The 14,771-nt window shown below is 47.1% G+C and carries 17 protein-coding genes; 6 read left to right on the top strand and 11 right to left on the bottom strand.

Going from position 1 to position 14,771, the window contains the following annotated elements; genetic code table 11:
- Positions 1-126: 126 nt before the first annotated feature.
- The 4 genes from BCOA_RS27295 to BCOA_RS27280 form a co-directional block, all read right to left on the bottom strand.
- Positions 127-642 (bottom strand): type 1 glutamine amidotransferase domain-containing protein, encoded by a 516-nt coding sequence (locus BCOA_RS27295; protein WP_014097235.1) that lies wholly within the window; start codon positions 640-642, stop codon positions 127-129.
- A 133-nt stretch (positions 643-775) separates the two neighbouring features.
- On the bottom strand, positions 776-1,600 hold the full coding sequence (motB, locus tag BCOA_RS27290; RefSeq protein WP_014097234.1) for a flagellar motor protein MotB: 825 nt from the start codon (positions 1,598-1,600) through the stop codon (positions 776-778).
- Positions 1,593-2,396, bottom strand: a complete 804-nt coding sequence (gene motA / locus BCOA_RS27285; RefSeq protein WP_014097233.1) for a flagellar motor stator protein MotA — start codon at positions 2,394-2,396, stop codon at positions 1,593-1,595. The genes motB and motA overlap by 8 nt, the downstream gene beginning before the upstream one ends.
- A 254-nt stretch (positions 2,397-2,650) precedes the next feature.
- Positions 2,651-3,025, bottom strand: coding sequence for a DnaJ family domain-containing protein (locus BCOA_RS27280; protein WP_026684482.1), 375 nt, complete (start codon positions 3,023-3,025; stop codon positions 2,651-2,653).
- Positions 3,026-3,122: 97 nt separating this feature from the next.
- Between BCOA_RS27280 and BCOA_RS35365 the strand changes: the two genes are divergently transcribed.
- The gene (locus BCOA_RS35365) at positions 3,123-3,281 is read left to right on the top strand and encodes a hypothetical protein (protein WP_014097231.1); all 159 of its coding nucleotides are present in this window, start codon (positions 3,123-3,125) and stop codon (positions 3,279-3,281) included.
- Between the two features lie 34 nt (positions 3,282-3,315).
- On the opposite strand, the gene BCOA_RS27275 is transcribed toward BCOA_RS35365, so the two are convergent.
- Complete coding sequence (locus BCOA_RS27275; protein ID WP_014097230.1) at positions 3,316-3,666, bottom strand: DUF488 domain-containing protein; 351 nt, start codon at positions 3,664-3,666, stop codon at positions 3,316-3,318.
- 114 nt (positions 3,667-3,780) lie between these two features.
- Between BCOA_RS27275 and BCOA_RS27270 the strand changes: the two genes are divergently transcribed.
- The 4 genes from BCOA_RS27270 to mreBH all read left to right on the top strand — a co-directional run bounded on the left by BCOA_RS27270 (position 3,781) and on the right by mreBH (position 7,956).
- Positions 3,781-5,034, top strand: coding sequence for an MDR family MFS transporter (locus BCOA_RS27270; protein WP_014097229.1), 1,254 nt, complete (start codon positions 3,781-3,783; stop codon positions 5,032-5,034).
- 186 nt (positions 5,035-5,220) lie between these two features.
- Positions 5,221-5,988 (top strand): TraR/DksA C4-type zinc finger protein, encoded by a 768-nt coding sequence (locus BCOA_RS27265; protein ID WP_014097228.1) that lies wholly within the window; start codon positions 5,221-5,223, stop codon positions 5,986-5,988.
- A 178-nt stretch (positions 5,989-6,166) separates the two neighbouring features.
- Entirely contained in the window at positions 6,167-6,682 is a 516-nt protein-coding gene (locus BCOA_RS27260; protein WP_014097227.1) for an acyl-CoA thioesterase, read from the top strand.
- Between the two features lie 263 nt (positions 6,683-6,945).
- Positions 6,946-7,956, top strand: a complete 1,011-nt coding sequence (gene mreBH / locus BCOA_RS27255; protein WP_013860371.1) for a rod-share determining protein MreBH — start codon at positions 6,946-6,948, stop codon at positions 7,954-7,956.
- A gap of 71 nt (positions 7,957-8,027) precedes the next feature.
- Here the strand turns inward: mreBH and BCOA_RS27250 are convergent, their stop codons facing one another.
- From BCOA_RS27250 to BCOA_RS27225, 6 genes are all read right to left on the bottom strand, one after another.
- Complete coding sequence (locus tag BCOA_RS27250; RefSeq protein ID WP_014097226.1) at positions 8,028-9,542, bottom strand: flotillin family protein; 1,515 nt, start codon at positions 9,540-9,542, stop codon at positions 8,028-8,030.
- Between the two features lie 12 nt (positions 9,543-9,554).
- On the bottom strand, positions 9,555-10,115 hold the full coding sequence (locus tag BCOA_RS27245) for an NfeD family protein (protein WP_014097225.1): 561 nt from the start codon (positions 10,113-10,115) through the stop codon (positions 9,555-9,557).
- A 324-nt stretch (positions 10,116-10,439) separates the two neighbouring features.
- Positions 10,440-11,570, bottom strand: coding sequence for a bifunctional cystathionine gamma-lyase/homocysteine desulfhydrase (locus BCOA_RS27240; protein ID WP_014097224.1), 1,131 nt, complete (start codon positions 11,568-11,570; stop codon positions 10,440-10,442).
- A 16-nt stretch (positions 11,571-11,586) separates the two neighbouring features.
- The gene (locus BCOA_RS27235; RefSeq protein ID WP_014097223.1) at positions 11,587-12,501 is read right to left on the bottom strand and encodes a PLP-dependent cysteine synthase family protein; all 915 of its coding nucleotides are present in this window, start codon (positions 12,499-12,501) and stop codon (positions 11,587-11,589) included.
- Positions 12,502-12,519: 18 nt separating this feature from the next.
- The gene (locus tag BCOA_RS27230) at positions 12,520-12,990 is read right to left on the bottom strand and encodes an S-ribosylhomocysteine lyase (protein WP_014097222.1); all 471 of its coding nucleotides are present in this window, start codon (positions 12,988-12,990) and stop codon (positions 12,520-12,522) included.
- Between the two features lie 5 nt (positions 12,991-12,995).
- Positions 12,996-13,637: a class I SAM-dependent DNA methyltransferase gene (locus tag BCOA_RS27225; RefSeq protein WP_014097221.1), complete on the bottom strand. Its 642-nt coding sequence runs from the start codon at positions 13,635-13,637 to the stop codon at positions 12,996-12,998.
- A gap of 159 nt (positions 13,638-13,796) precedes the next feature.
- Here BCOA_RS27225 and BCOA_RS27220 point away from each other — a divergent pair, with 159 nt between their 5' ends.
- The gene (locus tag BCOA_RS27220) at positions 13,797-14,360 is read left to right on the top strand and encodes a beta-class carbonic anhydrase (RefSeq protein WP_014097220.1); all 564 of its coding nucleotides are present in this window, start codon (positions 13,797-13,799) and stop codon (positions 14,358-14,360) included.
- Positions 14,361-14,771: the final 411 nt, after the last annotated feature.

The following is a 14,771-nucleotide window of genomic DNA, read 5'->3' as shown; positions in this document are numbered from 1 at the left end:
CAACATTATTCTATGTAAAAGTTCATTTTCTGTTTCCCCGCTCCATTTATCATATCCCTAATTTGCATTGTGCGCAAAGTAAAAAAACTGCTGCCCGGAAAGAGGCAGCAGTTTTTACATACAAGCTCATCCGTTCAGGAGTTTCAGCGATTCCCTGTTAAATGCAGGGATGTCATCCGGCGTACGGCTTGTGACAAGTTGGTTTTGGCATACGACAACTTCTTCGTCGCGGAAGTTCGCACCGGCATATTCCATGTCAACACGGATCGATTTGTAACCTGTAGCAGACCGGCCTTCCAATGCTTTTGCTGTAATCAAAAGCTGCGGGCCGTGGCAGATTGCAAACACCGGTTTTTTCGAATCCATAAACTGTTTTACAAATTGGACAAAGCGATCGTCGGCGCGGAGTTGGTCCGGAGAAAAGCCACCCGGAATCAGAAGGGCATCAAAATCACCCACGCTGACATCATCGATGCCTTTGTCAATATGGATTTCGGTGCCGTGTTTCCCTTTTACCGTTTTTCCGGCTTCCATTTCAATATTGACAATTTCATGGCCGGCTTCCTTATATGCTTTCACCGGTTCGGTGTACTCTGAATCTTCCACTTCATTGGTGACAAGTACAGCGATCTTTTTAGCCAATCGAACCATCTCCTTTTCTAATCTTTGGGACGTTTATATTTTACCTCGTTTGTGCGGTTTTAAACAAACAGTTTGCTTCACGGAACGATGGGGCGATTGGAAATACGGATCCGGGCGCTCTTTTTGCGTGGTTTTACCAGTCGTTTCCTTTCTCATTTTTCGGGAGAATGAGCACTTCCACCCGCCGGTTTTTTGCCCGGCCGCCTTGCGTATCATTCGATGCAATCGGATGGTATTCCCCATATCCTTTTGCCGAAAAATATTTTGGATTTAAATTTTTATTTTCTAAAATGATCTTTAGAAAATTGGTTGCGCGCATCACGCTTAAGTCCCAGTTTGATTGGAAAACAGAGTTATGGATCGGCACATTGTCCGTATGGCCGCTGACGATAATGCTTCTTGGCGGGTCCATCACGAGCAAATTGGAAAGGGCTTTGGCAGTTTTGATATCTTCTTTCCGGACCTCCGCTTTTCCCGAATCAAACAGGACATTGTCGCGGATCGTAATCAAAAGCCCTTCGCCTGTCAAAGACGTTTCAAACTTTCCTTCCAATTTATTGTGCGCTATGTACGTGTTGATTCTTTGCTGGGTTTCTTTTAATTGGGCATCCCCTTGCCCATTTGATGCATCTGTTGTGCTGTTGCTTTTTGAACCATTCGTTGTGCTGTCCCCGTTTTTTTGTGCATCATTTTTCTTTTGCTCGAGAAATTTTTCTGTGTCGGATGTGCTGTTATCATCCCCGGATGTCTGCTTCGTATAATCGAAAAAGCTCGTCCCGCCGACAAACACGCCGTTTAAGACTTTAGAAAATTTTTGGAATTTCTGGGCGTCGATGGAACTCATTGCGAACAGGACGATAAACAGGGCAAGGAGCAATGTTAAAAAGTCGGAATAAGGCAGGAGCCATGCCTCGCTGTTTCCCTCTTCTTCTTGTCTTTTCTTCCGCTTTTTACTCATTTGTCGCCACGCTACCTTCTGTAATCTCTTCCATCAGTCTGATCCGTTCTTCATTCGGCAAATAAGACGCCAGTTTCTGTTCGATCACGCGCGGGGATTCGCCTGCCAGGATGGAGAGAATCCCTTCCAACATAATTTCCTTGTTTTTTGCTTCGTTTTTGGACTTCCGTTTTAATTTATTGGCAAACGGATGCCACAATACGTAGCCGGTAAAAATCCCGAGCAATGTGGCCACGAATGCGGCAGAAATGGCATGCCCGAGCACTTCTGTATCCGACATATTTCCGAGAGCGGCGATCAGCCCCAATACGGCACCGAGCACCCCGAGTGTCGGGGCATATGTGCCCGCCTGGGAAAAAATGGCAGCCCCCATCTGATGCCTTTCTTCCATTGCTTCAATTTCTTCGCTCAGCACATCGCGGATATATTCGGCGCTCTGCCCGTCAATCGCAAGGCTCAGGCCGTTTTTCAAAAAAGCGTCATCGACTTCATCCAGCCTTGCTTCAAGCGCCAGCAGCCCTTCTCTCCGGGCAGTCTGAGCCCAGTCGGAAAAAAAGCGGATCATTTCTTCCGTGCTCATCAGTTTTTGTTCCGTAAAAATAATCTTCAACAGTTTCGGAACTTTTTTCAATTCACTCATTGGGAAACCGATAATGACGGACGCAGCCGTTCCCGCCAGTATAATCAAAAGGGCAGCCGGGTTGACGAGGACAGCCGGGCTTACCCCTTTTAACACCATGCCGGTACCAATTGCCACAACACCCAGAATTACGCCAATAATTGATGATTTATCCATTTTTTTCACCTGAATATCATAATGTCTTCTTTCATTATATCGGATGGATGGCGGCAATTTATAGTAAAAAAAGCGGGAAAAATGATGCGGTTTTTAAACGCCCTTGTAAATGGGACAGCTGATTTCCGTTCCCTGGGCTTTAGTAGGCGATTACAATTCAACGGCGCCCTGTACCTCATCCAGGACGCCGCCCATTTTCTAACGAGCTGCCTGAAACGGAACCGCTTCACTTCCGGTCGTGTTCGCGGCATCCCTTAATCAAACAGCTTTTTTTCAATTTTATCCTGATAATTTTTAAAAATGGCGCTGTTTGTTTTGATCCGTTTTTTGGAGAGCATTTGGTTATACGCCAGCAGTTTCTCGCTCAGTTTCTTTTGTAATCCTTCTTTTTCTATTTCATTTTCAGATTGTTTGATTAAATCTTCAATGGAAAGCAGTTCTTTCTTTAAATTGGCTTCTTCCGGGGAAAAACCGGCGTTCTGTAAAATCCGGTAAGCCATCCGCAAATCTTCCGGCACGCCGGAAAGCGGGTCTTTCGGAAGTGGCTTTCCGTACCCCGGCAGATTTTCAAATTGCCCTTCTTCATACGCTTTCCGGATTTTATCTTCCGTCATTCTGGTGAAATCCACAGGTCGGCACCCCTTTCGCTTTTTTACTATTATACCGTATTCGGGTACATATTTCCTTATGTTTAAGGGACGCTATAGGCAGGAAGGGGGAACGATGATGGGACGCGGAGAAATGTTCGACCATAAAAGAAAAGGCCATCCGGGTCGTTTTCCAAAAGACCAGATGACCGATGAAAAGCAGCACAAAGACAGCAACTATGACGAAGAGCAAATGATCCCGCACGAAGCGTTTAAAAACCGTATGCACAACCCATAATAACAGGCGCCGCAACGTATGCGGCGCCTTTCGATTATGCCCGGCCTTCGAGGTATTCTTTTAACACCACCGCCTGGTTGTGCTTTTCGTCTTTTGCCGCGTAGAGCAATGTCACCGTTCCGGCCTTTCCCCATTCGATCAGCCGGTCCAGTTCCGTTCTGTCTTCCAGCCGGTCCAGCTCTTCCTTATAAAGCGCAGCAAATTCAGCAAAAAGCGCAGGATTATGGTTGAATTTTTTCCTGAGGGAACTCGTCGGTGCAACTGTCTTCATCCAGGCATCGAGTGCCGCTTTTTCTTTTGATATGCCGCGCGGCCAGAGGCGGTCGACCAGCACACGTTTGCCGTCCCCGCCGGGCTCTTCATAAATTCGTTTTATCCGGTACATCTGGCAATCCCCCTTTCAATGCCTTGCCCGGTCCTGTAACTTTCTTCATTGTTTTCCCCGCTTTTTCTGGTATCATAGGGTTGATACCAATTCTGGACAGATGAGGAAATTTTTATGAGAATACGTGACTGGGATCAAAATTTAAAAGTCCGCCTGCTTGGGGAATCCTTGATGAATATCACCTTTTGGATGTTTTTCCCCTTTCTGACCATTTATTTCACCGAGGCGTTTGGGGCCGGGCTTGCGGGTGTCCTGCTGATTGCCTCACAAGTTTTTTCCGTCATTGCCAATTTGCTCGGAGGATACTACGCCGACCGCTTTGGTAGAAAGAAAATGATGGTCGTGGCCTCAATCGGGCAGGGCGTGTCTTTTTTCATTTTCGGATTTGCCAATTCGCCATGGTTCCATTCCGCCGTGACAGCTTTTATTTGCTTTACGGCTGCCGGCGTTTTCGGTTCTTTTTATTATCCGGCAAGCCAGGCAATGATTGCCGATGTTGTGGATGAGAAAAACCGGAGTCATGTGTTTGCCGTTTTTTATACATCTATGAACATTTCCGTCGTCATCGGCCCGGCAATCGGCGGGATATTTTTTGCGGATTACCGTTTTGAACTGCTTGTTTTTGCTGCTATTGCCTGTTTTCTGCTTGGCGTCCTGCTCGTCAAATATACGCGGGAAACAGCACCGGTTTGGGCAGGCGGGCAGCAACGCGTTCGTAAAAAATGGTACAGTACGCTGATGGAACAGGCAAAGAGCTACCAGGTGATTGTCAAAGATAAAATATTTATGTTGTTTATTTTGGCCGGAATCCTGATTTCCCAAACGTATATGCAGCTTGATTTAATTTTGCCGGTATTTACAAAGCAGGCCATTCCTGAAGCAGATTTGCTTCATCTGCTCCACTTTACCGGCGAGCAGCTGTACGGTTTTATTTTATCCGAAAACGGGCTGATTGTCGCGCTTTTTTCAGTAGCGGCGACGAAATGGGTGACGAGGTACCGGGAACGGAATGTGTTTGTCCTTTCCTCCCTCCTGTATGCCATTTCGATTTATTTGTTTGGTGTCTGGATTTCAAGCATCGGCTTTATTTTCTCGATGCTGTTGTTCTCGCTTGGCGAACTGATTGTGACGGGGATCCAGCAAGACTTTGTTTCGAAGCTTTCCCCGCCTGAAATGCGCGCGCAATATTTTGCCGCTGCCAGCTTGCGCAATACAATCGGGCGTACAATTGCCCCTGTTTCCATCCCGCTTGCCGGCTGGATCGGCTATAAAGGAACGTTTTCCATTCTGGCCGTGCTTGCGGTCATGAGCGCGGGGATGTATGTGCTGATGTTTCGCCAATATGAAAAGAAACGCCTGTCTGCTTGAAAAAACGGGCACGATCCATGCACAATTTGCTAAAAAAGTCTGTCTGTTTAAACGGGCAGACTTTTTTTCATGAACAGCGGCATTTTGAACCATACTAGTTTTAGAAAAGTTTGCGGACTTTTTCCCGGTGGTAAATAGACTCTAACACGATTGAATCCATCTTTTTTAAAGAAAGAAGTGGTGAGTATGCTGACTAAAGAACAACTGGCGCATTTCCGTTCCATTTTAACCGCGCAGTTGAAAGAATTTGAAGCGGAATTCGGGAAAAATGACCATTTCCAAACGGAAACGGCACACCCTTACGATTCTGTCGGGGAACTGTCCAGTTACGATAATCATCCCGCCGATACCGGTACCGAACTGTTCGAGCGGGAAAAAGATATTGCTTTAAATGACCACGCTGAATATGAAGTGGAAAAAATCAAAGCGGCCCTCAAAGCCATTGAGGACGGCACTTACGGAAGATGCAAAGAATGCGGCAAAGAGATCCCGCTTGAGCGGCTTGAAACGCTTCCTTCCACGCTGTACTGCAAAGAGCACACCCCGGATCGGACCATTCCAAAGCACCGCCCGGTTGAAGAAAACGTGCTGAATCCACCGTGGGGAAAATTCGTTTTTGATGGAGGCAAAGATGAATCGGTCGCTTTTGACGCGGAAGACGCCTGGCAGGCTGTCGCAAAATGGGGCACATCCGAGTCCCCTTCCGATTTTGAAACCCCGCCGGACAGTTACAATGATATGTATACGGAATCGGATGACCATGACGGCTATGTGGAAGATTTCGAAAACTTTTCCGGCAATGACATCAACGGGAAAAACGTGGAAATCTATCCAAATGAGGAATACAAAGAATACGAAGAAGAATTGGATGAAACCCGTACGATGACGCCGTTCGGGGATCTGCCCCGAAACGAAAAAGATCCTTATGTGGAAGACGAGAAAAAAAAGAAATGAGCATGCAAAAATCAGGTTGAGGTGCCGGGCCTGATTTTTCTTTTGAAAAAATTCCGGATGAAAGCCTTTTTTCTATTCATTTTTGTTCGTATATGCCAACTGATTTTGCTATAATTTTTATATGGTAAAAGGAAATTTGAATCGCGTTTGACAGCGCCGACATATTGGAGTGAGACTTTTGGAAGACAGACCGAAGAAATACATGCGGGAAACCCGCACAGTAAGGACCAGTTATGTTTTTCCCCCGGACACAAACCATCTTGGCACACTGTTCGGAGGAAAACTGATGGCGTATATTGATGATACTGCATCGATCGCCGCGGCCAAATTGGCAAGATGCACCGTTGTCACGGCTTCGACCGACTCCGTTGATTTTATCGCACCGATCCGCGTCGGAAACGTCGTTACAGTAGAAGCCATGGTCAGCCGGACAGGGCGGACATCGATGGAAGTATTTGTAAAGGTCAGTGCGGAAGATTTGAAAACAGAAGAGACAAAAATTGCCGCCATTTCTTTTTTGACCTTTGTCGCACTGGATGAGGATGGAAAACCTACACCGGTGCCGGAAATCATCCCGGAAACCGATGAGGAACGATGGTTAAACCAAACAGCTATCCAGCGCGCCGAACAGCGGGTGCTGCGGAAACAACAAAGTGAAGAATTGGCGCGCTATTTGTCAAAAATGCCGCTGTGATTCTTGTTTAGAAAAAATTCCTTTTGAAACAAAAAGGAATTTTTTCCTGTCCTCCATTGTGAATAAAATTACAAAAAGATTAAATTTGGGGTGCCGGCTGAAGCTGTTTTTCGCATATTTTATGGACTTGCCGCGATCATATTTTTGTAACATAAGAGAATGGAAGAAAATGTAACCTTTCAGAACGAACAAAAAAAGCTATACTAAATGGGAGAGACTACAGTTAATCCGAGCGAAAAGACGATGAAGGTTAGGTGACATGCATGTTTTCAGGGAATGAAATTGGGATCGATCTAGGAACTGCAAATGTTTTAGTATATTCGAAAAAAGAAGGCGTTATTTTAGACGAGCCGTCCGTTGTGGCGATTGACCATTCGACAAGGCAGGTGCTCGCTTTCGGGCAGGAAGCCAAAGCGATGATCGGAAAAACACCTGAAAAAATTACTGTCATCCGCCCTTTAAAAGGCGGGGTAATCGCTGATTTCGATATGACAACAGAAATGCTGAAACAAATTATGAAAAAAATCAATCAGCAAAGCGGCATCTCGATCCGCAAACCGAACGTCGTAGTATGCGTCCCATCAGGCGCAACATCGGTTGAACGGCGGGCCATTGAAGATGTCGTCAAAAACAGCGGGGCAAAAACCGTCCATTTGATTGAAGAACCGGTTGCTGCCGCTATTGGTGCCGATCTTCCCGTGGACGAGCCGATCGCCAACGTGATTGTCGATATCGGCGGCGGCACTACGGAAGTCGCCATTATTTCCTTCGGCGGCGTCGTGACGTATAACACGATCCGCATCGGCGGCGATAAAATGGACGATGATATTATGCAGCATGTCAGAAAAACGTATAATCTGCTGATCGGCGAGCGGACAGCGGAAAAAATTAAAATGGAAATCGGGCATGCCCTTGTCGACCATCCGGAACAAACGCTGGATGTCCGCGGGCGCGATCTCGTGACAGGGCTGCCGCGAACCATCACCTTAAGTTCGTTGGAAATTCAGGCTTCGCTCCGCGATTCCCTGCTCCAAATTTTGGAAACGGTCCGGGCTACACTGGAAGACTGCCCGGCAGAGTTAAGCGGCGATATTGTGGACCGCGGGATTGTTTTAACAGGGGGAGGCGCCCTCCTTCAAGGCATGCAGGAATGGCTGAGCAATGAAATTTCCGTGCCTGTCCATCTCGCGCCAAACCCGCTGCAATCCGTCGTAGTCGGCGCAGGCCGCTCCCTCCAGTTCATCCATAAAATGACTGCGGGGGCCGGAAAATAACCGGACACATTTGTTTTTCTAAAGAAACGGCGTGCTTTTGCCTTTTAATTTGGCAGAAACACGCCGCTTTTTCACCCTTTTGTGCTTTGTTCCAAAGCTGCCGGTTCCGGTTCAGCTGTTTGTTGCAGTTTGATCCCGGAAAGGCCTTCCAGCATTTCCCGGACATCAATGCCGCTTGACGCTTTCAAAGTTTCCTGTAAGGTCGACATCAAATCGGTTGCATAGCCGGTGATCTTATTTGCACCGCCGTTTGCGCCGCTTCCGGTATCGACAACGGTGATTTGGTCAATATTGGAAAGCGGGGCCGCTACTTGTTTCGCATATTCAGGCAGCACTTTCAAAATCATATCGAGCACAGCCGCCTGGCCGAACTGTTCGTATGCTTCCGCAATTTTTCGTTTTGTTTCCGCTTCGGCCAGCCCTTTGAGACGGATGACTTCGGCTTCCGATTCCCCTTGGGCGCGCTGGGCATCGGCTTTAGCCATACCATCAATGCGGACGCGTTCCCCTTCCGCTTTCGCCATCGCTTCCACCCGGTATTTGTGGGCGTCGGCTTCTGCCATTTGTTTCGTTTTTTCTGCAACTGCAGCCTGCTCAACCGAATAACGGTCTGCATCCGCTTTTTTCTTGACTTCGGAGTCGTATTGCCGTTCACGCCGCAAAATTTCTTTTTCTTCGAGCTCGATTTGTTTTTGCCGCTCGATGATCTTGATTTCCATTTCCTGTGCGGTGACTTCCTGTTTCGACCGGGCCGTTTCCAAATCGTATGCCTGGTCGGCTTTTGCCCTTGCGATGTCCTGTTCGCGGCGGAACTCGGCAATTTTCAACTGGTTGAACTTCTCCGCTTCCGCAATTTCAGTTGCCCGCTCCAGTTCTGCGCGTTTTGCTTCTTTTAATGCTTCCGCTTTCCGGATTCTCGTTTCTTTTTCGGCTTCTGCCGTGGCAATATCCGCATCGCGCTTGACCTGGGCAATCCGCGGTTTGCCAAGCGCATCAAGGTAGCCGTTTTTATCCTTCACTTCTTTAATCGTGAACGACACGATGATAAGCCCCATTTTTGCCAAATCCTGTGAGGCAACACGCTGGACTTCCTGTGAAAACTTATCACGGTTTTTATAAATTTCTTCAACCGTCATCGAACCGAGAATTGAGCGCAAATGGCCTTCCAAAACTTCCCGCGCTTCATTTTCGCGGTCTTCTTTTGATTTCCCGAGAAATTGTTCGGCAGCTGTGGCAATTTCACCGATCGACCCGCCGATTTTAATAATGGCAATTCCATCTGCCATCACCGGGACACCTTGTTCGGTGTAGACTTCCGGGGTGGTCACTTCCAGCTTGCTCGATAATAAGCTGAGCGGTTTTGCCTGCTGGAATACCGGGAACACAAATGTACCGCCGCCACGAATGATTTTAATTTTATTTCCAGCTTCGTCGACATGGACATTTTTACCGCCAAGAAAACTCCCTGTCACGATTAACGCTTCATCCGGCCCTGCAGTTCGGTATTTTGAAATAAAGACGCCGATAAGGGCAAGCACCAAAAATACAACAACACCGATGACAATCCAAATTCCGCTCGCAAACATGCGGATCCCTCCTTATAATTGTCTAAAATTTTCAATTTTCAATCGATAATTTTCGTAGGGCACGACATATAAAACGCCATTTTTCACTTCAATCACCAATACCTGCGTCCCTTCTTTAATTTCCTCGTCCTGTATGCTGGCTGCCGGCTTGGAGATGGTTCCTGTTTTGCTGTCAATCACCACTTCACCAAAACCGGCTTTCGGAATCGAAAGAATCGTTTTCCCAACCCTCCCTTTCAGCGAATCTTCCGTGTAAACAAGCGATTCTTCAGCCGAAGACAGCGGAACAAGTACAAACACATTGAGCAGAATATCAAGAATCACCGCGATCACGGCGGAAACGACCATAATCAGCACGTGGGAAAGCGGTGTCACTTTTTCCAAAATATACCCGCCTGCCGAGAAAAAAGTAAAAAATGCCAAAATCAAAGCTGGATGGATAAAATGAAGAGCGTCTGCCATTCCTCCAAGCAAGTCATTGAACAAAAGGTAAAGCACCGTCAGGCATCCCGCAATGATCAGTACAGCCAAATACGCCGTCTCTATCGGCACGCCGAACACTTCCATAAACATCACACCCCTTCCTTGATTGGGATTTTCTTTCAGATGACGCCGGTCATGATTGCTTACTAATCATTACGTTTAAAAATGGTTTAAGTTTCGTGAAAAAGGAAATTTTTTTAAACTGTGGATTTGTCGTTGCGGGCTGGCGGCATTAAGTTTTATACCAAGCCGCGCACCAATTCGCAAGATGATTATGTTTTACAGCAGGCAAAAACGTGGTAAAAATTTTTTCATTCATTTCGTCAAGACCAGGCGGCAGGAAATGGAGTACCAACATTTTCCATTTGATAACGTTACAAAAAGCCTGCTTCCCCATGAGAGCAGGCTAACTTTTTACCTTAGCGCATTTTCCAGATCTTCCAACAAATCTTCGACGTCTTCAATGCCGACTGAGATGCGGATAAGCCCGTCTTCGATGCCAAGTTCGAGACGGCGTTCACGCGGAATGGATGCATGCGTCATAAGCGGCGGGAGTGAGATCAGGCTTTCCACCGCACCGAGGCTTTCCGCCAACGTAAAGTAACGCGTTTTTTTCAATATTTCAAGGGCTTTTTCCTGGGATGGCACTGTAAAAGAGGCCATGCCGCCGAATCCGCCGGCCTGGGAACTGTGCACTTTATGCCCGGGATGATGGATAAGCCCCGGGTAATATACCTTTTCAACGGCAGGATGTGCAGAAAGAAAATCAACAATTTGCTTTGTGTTGGATTCAATTTCTTCCATGCGTATGCCGAGTGTTTTAATACCGCGGATCAACAGCCAGCTGTCCTGCGGCCCGAGAATGCCGCCGGTTGAGTTTTGGATAAAATGCAAGTCTTCTGCAAGCGCTTCGTTTCGTACGACAACAAGGCCTGCGACCACATCACTGTGCCCGCCGAGATACTTCGTCGCGCTGTGCACGACGATATCCGCACCTAAAGTGAGTGGATTTTGCCAATACGGGGTGCTGAATGTGTTGTCCACGATAAATGTTAAGCCGTTTTCACGGGCTACACCGGCAATGGCCCGCAAGTCTGTTATTTTTAATAGCGGGTTCGTCGGCGTTTCCACGTAGATGGCTTTTGTATTCGGGCGGATCGAGGCACGGACCGCATCCAGATCGCTCGTGTCCACAAAAGTGACGTCGATATGGAAACGGTTCATCACTTTTGTTAAAACGCGAAAAGTACCGCCGTATACATCATCGGTTGCCAAAATATGGTCGCCGGCCGAAAACAGCTGGATCACCGCTGTAATCGCGGCCATTCCGGATGCGAATGCAAAACCGTGTGTACCTTCTTCAATATCCGCAATCAGTTTTTCCAAAGCTTCACGCGTCGGATTGCCGGTGCGTGCGTATTCGTATTTAAAATGGCCGACGCCATCCTGCTTGAATGTGCTCGCATGATGGACGGGCACCGAAACTGCGCCTGTATATGGATCACGGCTAATGCCGGCATGAATGAATTTTGTTTTTTTACGCATGACAAACTCCTTCTCATCAAGAATAAATGCTGCGGCTGAGATACCGTTCGCTGCTGTCCGGAAAAATGGTGACAATATGCGTGCCCGGTTTTGCCTGCTTTGCTTCGCGCAGGCTCGCCTCCAAAGCAGCACCTGAGGAACTGCCGATCAAAAGGCCTTCAAGCCGGGCTGCTTCCGCAAGCCGTTTAAAAGCTGTATCGTCGGGAATCGTATGGATGGCATCAAAAAATGTACGGTCCATAAATGGCGGTAAAAATTCCATGCCGATCCCTTCCGTACGGTGGCTGCGCGGCTCGCCCCCGTTTAAAATCGAGCCTTCTGGTTCCACGATGGCTGCCTTCAAGCCCGGATTTTTCTCTTTTAAATAGCGGGCAGTCCCCATAAACGTGCCCCCGGAACCGGCACCTGCGACAAAAACATCGATATGGCCATCAAGTGCTTCCCAAATTTCAGGCCCAAGCGTCTTATAATACGTTTCCGGGTTGGACGGATTTTCAAACTGTCCCGGGAAATACGCATTTGGTGTTTCAGCGACTAGTTTTTTTGCTTTCGCAATTGCGCCTTCCATACCAAGTTCGGTCGGCGTGTTCACGACTTCAGCCCCGAGCGCCCGCATCAGCGTCTGTTTCTCCACGCTGAATTTTTCCGGCACAACAAAAACAGCATGCACGCCGTAACGAATCGCAGCAAGCGCAAGCCCGATGCCCGTGTTGCCGGCCGTCGGTTCTATGATCGTCCCACCGCGCTTCAGCTTACCTTCCCGAAACGCGCGCTCTACTAGATAAGCGCCGAGTCGGTCTTTTATGCTGCCGCCTGGGTTAAAGTATTCCAGCTTTGCAAACAGCCGGACGCCTTTTGGCAAATCAAATGCGGTTAATTCAACCAATGGCGTGTTGCCAATCAGTTCGTGTACGCTTTTCGCAACCTTCATTTCACTCGTCTCCTGTTATCAGGCAAATACTTGCGTCCACTCATCGCGTTTTGCCAGCATTTTCCGGGCAATTTCCTTTGCGCCTTCCAAAGAATGGCTTGCCGCCCAGCCGCACTGTGTTTCATTGCAGGCCGGTACTTCTGTGGCATGCAATACATCGTTTAACGTTTTTTCAATGATGTCAAGCACCTCGCCATCATCATCCAAATTGATAACGGAAAAATAAAAACCGGTCTGGCAACCCATTGGGCTGATGTCGACAATTTTATCCGTGTAATTGCGGGCGAATTCCGCCATCATATGCTCGAGCGAGTGGAGCCCCGGCATATCCATATGTTCCTTGTTCGGCTGGCAGAAACGGATATCGTATTTGCGGATCACATCGCCGTGAATCCCTTCTTTTACTCCTGCAAGGCGAACATATGGCGCTTTGACTTTTGTATGGTCCAAATTAAAGCTTTCTACGTTCATTTTTTTCATCTCTGTCATGATGATCATGCTCCTTTCATTTTTGCATCCATTAGCCACACAAACCGGTTCATCTTCCGGAAAGAGACATCAAAACCATTTTCCTCAAAGATGGAAGATAAAGCGGGAATGGTGGTGTAATATTCCGTTTCAAGATCTTCCGCAAGCCGGCAGAATCCCCTTGCTTTGGCTTCCTTGATCATCTCCTGTTTTGCTTCTTCCGTCTCAAAAACCGTATCGGCGAACACGATTTTGCCGCCCGCCTTTAACCGGGTGTGGAAAAGGGATATGGCAGCCCTTTTTTCTTCGTCTGTTAAATGGTGGAACGCATACGTGCTGGCAAATGTATCCGCCTTTTCCTGCACATGAAAATTCAAAAAATCCCCGTCTATTATTTTAACATCCGGATGCTTTTTTTGAGCGATTTTTCGCATATTGGCAGAAGGTTCTATCCCGATTATTTTCAGCCCTTTCTCCAAAAGCTTGCCCGTCAAATTGCCTGTTCCCGGGCCGAATTCAACAACAAAACCGGTTGCCCGGTCTCTGACGGCATCCAAAATTTTATCGTATTGATAGAATACTTCTTCGTATTCGGCATCATTACCGGTAACGGTTTGATCATAGGAGCGGGACCATTCATCAAACAGCGCGTCAAACTCCCTTCCCAATCAAATCCCCCATTTCCCATAAAATAACTCTGAATTAAATGTAACACGCCCCTTGTTTTTTCGCAAACAAAAATGTGAAGGATTTATTCCCATTTTTAACGTGTATACTTTTATTTCCTGCCATTGTATTTTAAAATATGCTTAAAGGAGTGAGATGTGATGACATTGTTAGATGAAGTACTTGCATTTAACCAGGAATTTGTGGAGAAAAAAGCGTATGAGCCTTACCTGACTTCCAAATTCCCCGACAAACGGATGGTGATTTTCACATGTATGGACACAAGGATCATTGAATTGTTACATAAAGCAATGAATATTCAAAACGGAGACGCGAAAATCGTAAAAAATGCAGGCGCCATTTTAACGAGCCCGTTCGACAGCACGATGCGAAGCTTGCTTGTTGCCATTTATCAGCTGAAGGCGGATGAAGTGTTTGTGATCGGCCACTATGACTGTGGCATGACCGGGTTAAAAGGCGAAACCGTGCTCGAAAATATGAAAAAACGCGGGGTTGACGAAAATGCGATTGAAACACTCGTTCATGCGGGGATTGACCTCGACGAATGGCTGAGCGGTTTCGACAAGGTCGAAAGCAGCGTGAAAAAGAGTGTCGGCATCATTAAAAACCACCCGCTGATGGACAAAAAAGTGCCGGTCCATGGGCTTGTCATTGACCCGGAAACCGGGAAACTTGATCTGATCGTAAACGGCTACGAAAATTAATCCCGGGCGCCAAATCCATGGCGGAGACCTTGACGGGGTTTTCTTCATTTTTTAATCGAAACTTCATGAAATGATGATGTTGCTTTCATTGTTTTTTAGGGTAACCGGTTTACAATTAATCATGTAGCGAGGACAGCAGAGCAGTAAGCATGCTGGACAAATACCCACTGTTTTATCCCCTTTTTAAGCCGGCCTGTGTGCCGGTTTTTTTGTGAGCAGAAATTTAAGGGAATTTTAAAATGGCGTTAGGCTAATAAAATGAGCGTAAGTTTTTACATGAAGACCAAGGATCAGTTTGGTTTGCTGATGATGACGGTTTGCAGCGGAAACGGTGTAACCCACGTTTCGTTCATTTTATATAATAGGGTATATAAGCTGCTGAAAGACGGGGAGATTAGGGAAACAGGAGGA

Origin of the sequence: Heyndrickxia coagulans 36D1 (assembly GCF_000169195.2) — a bacterium.
Lineage (GTDB): Bacteria > Bacillota > Bacilli > Bacillales > Bacillaceae_C > Weizmannia > Weizmannia faecalis.
This window is presented reverse-complemented; position numbering and strand designations above follow the sequence as displayed.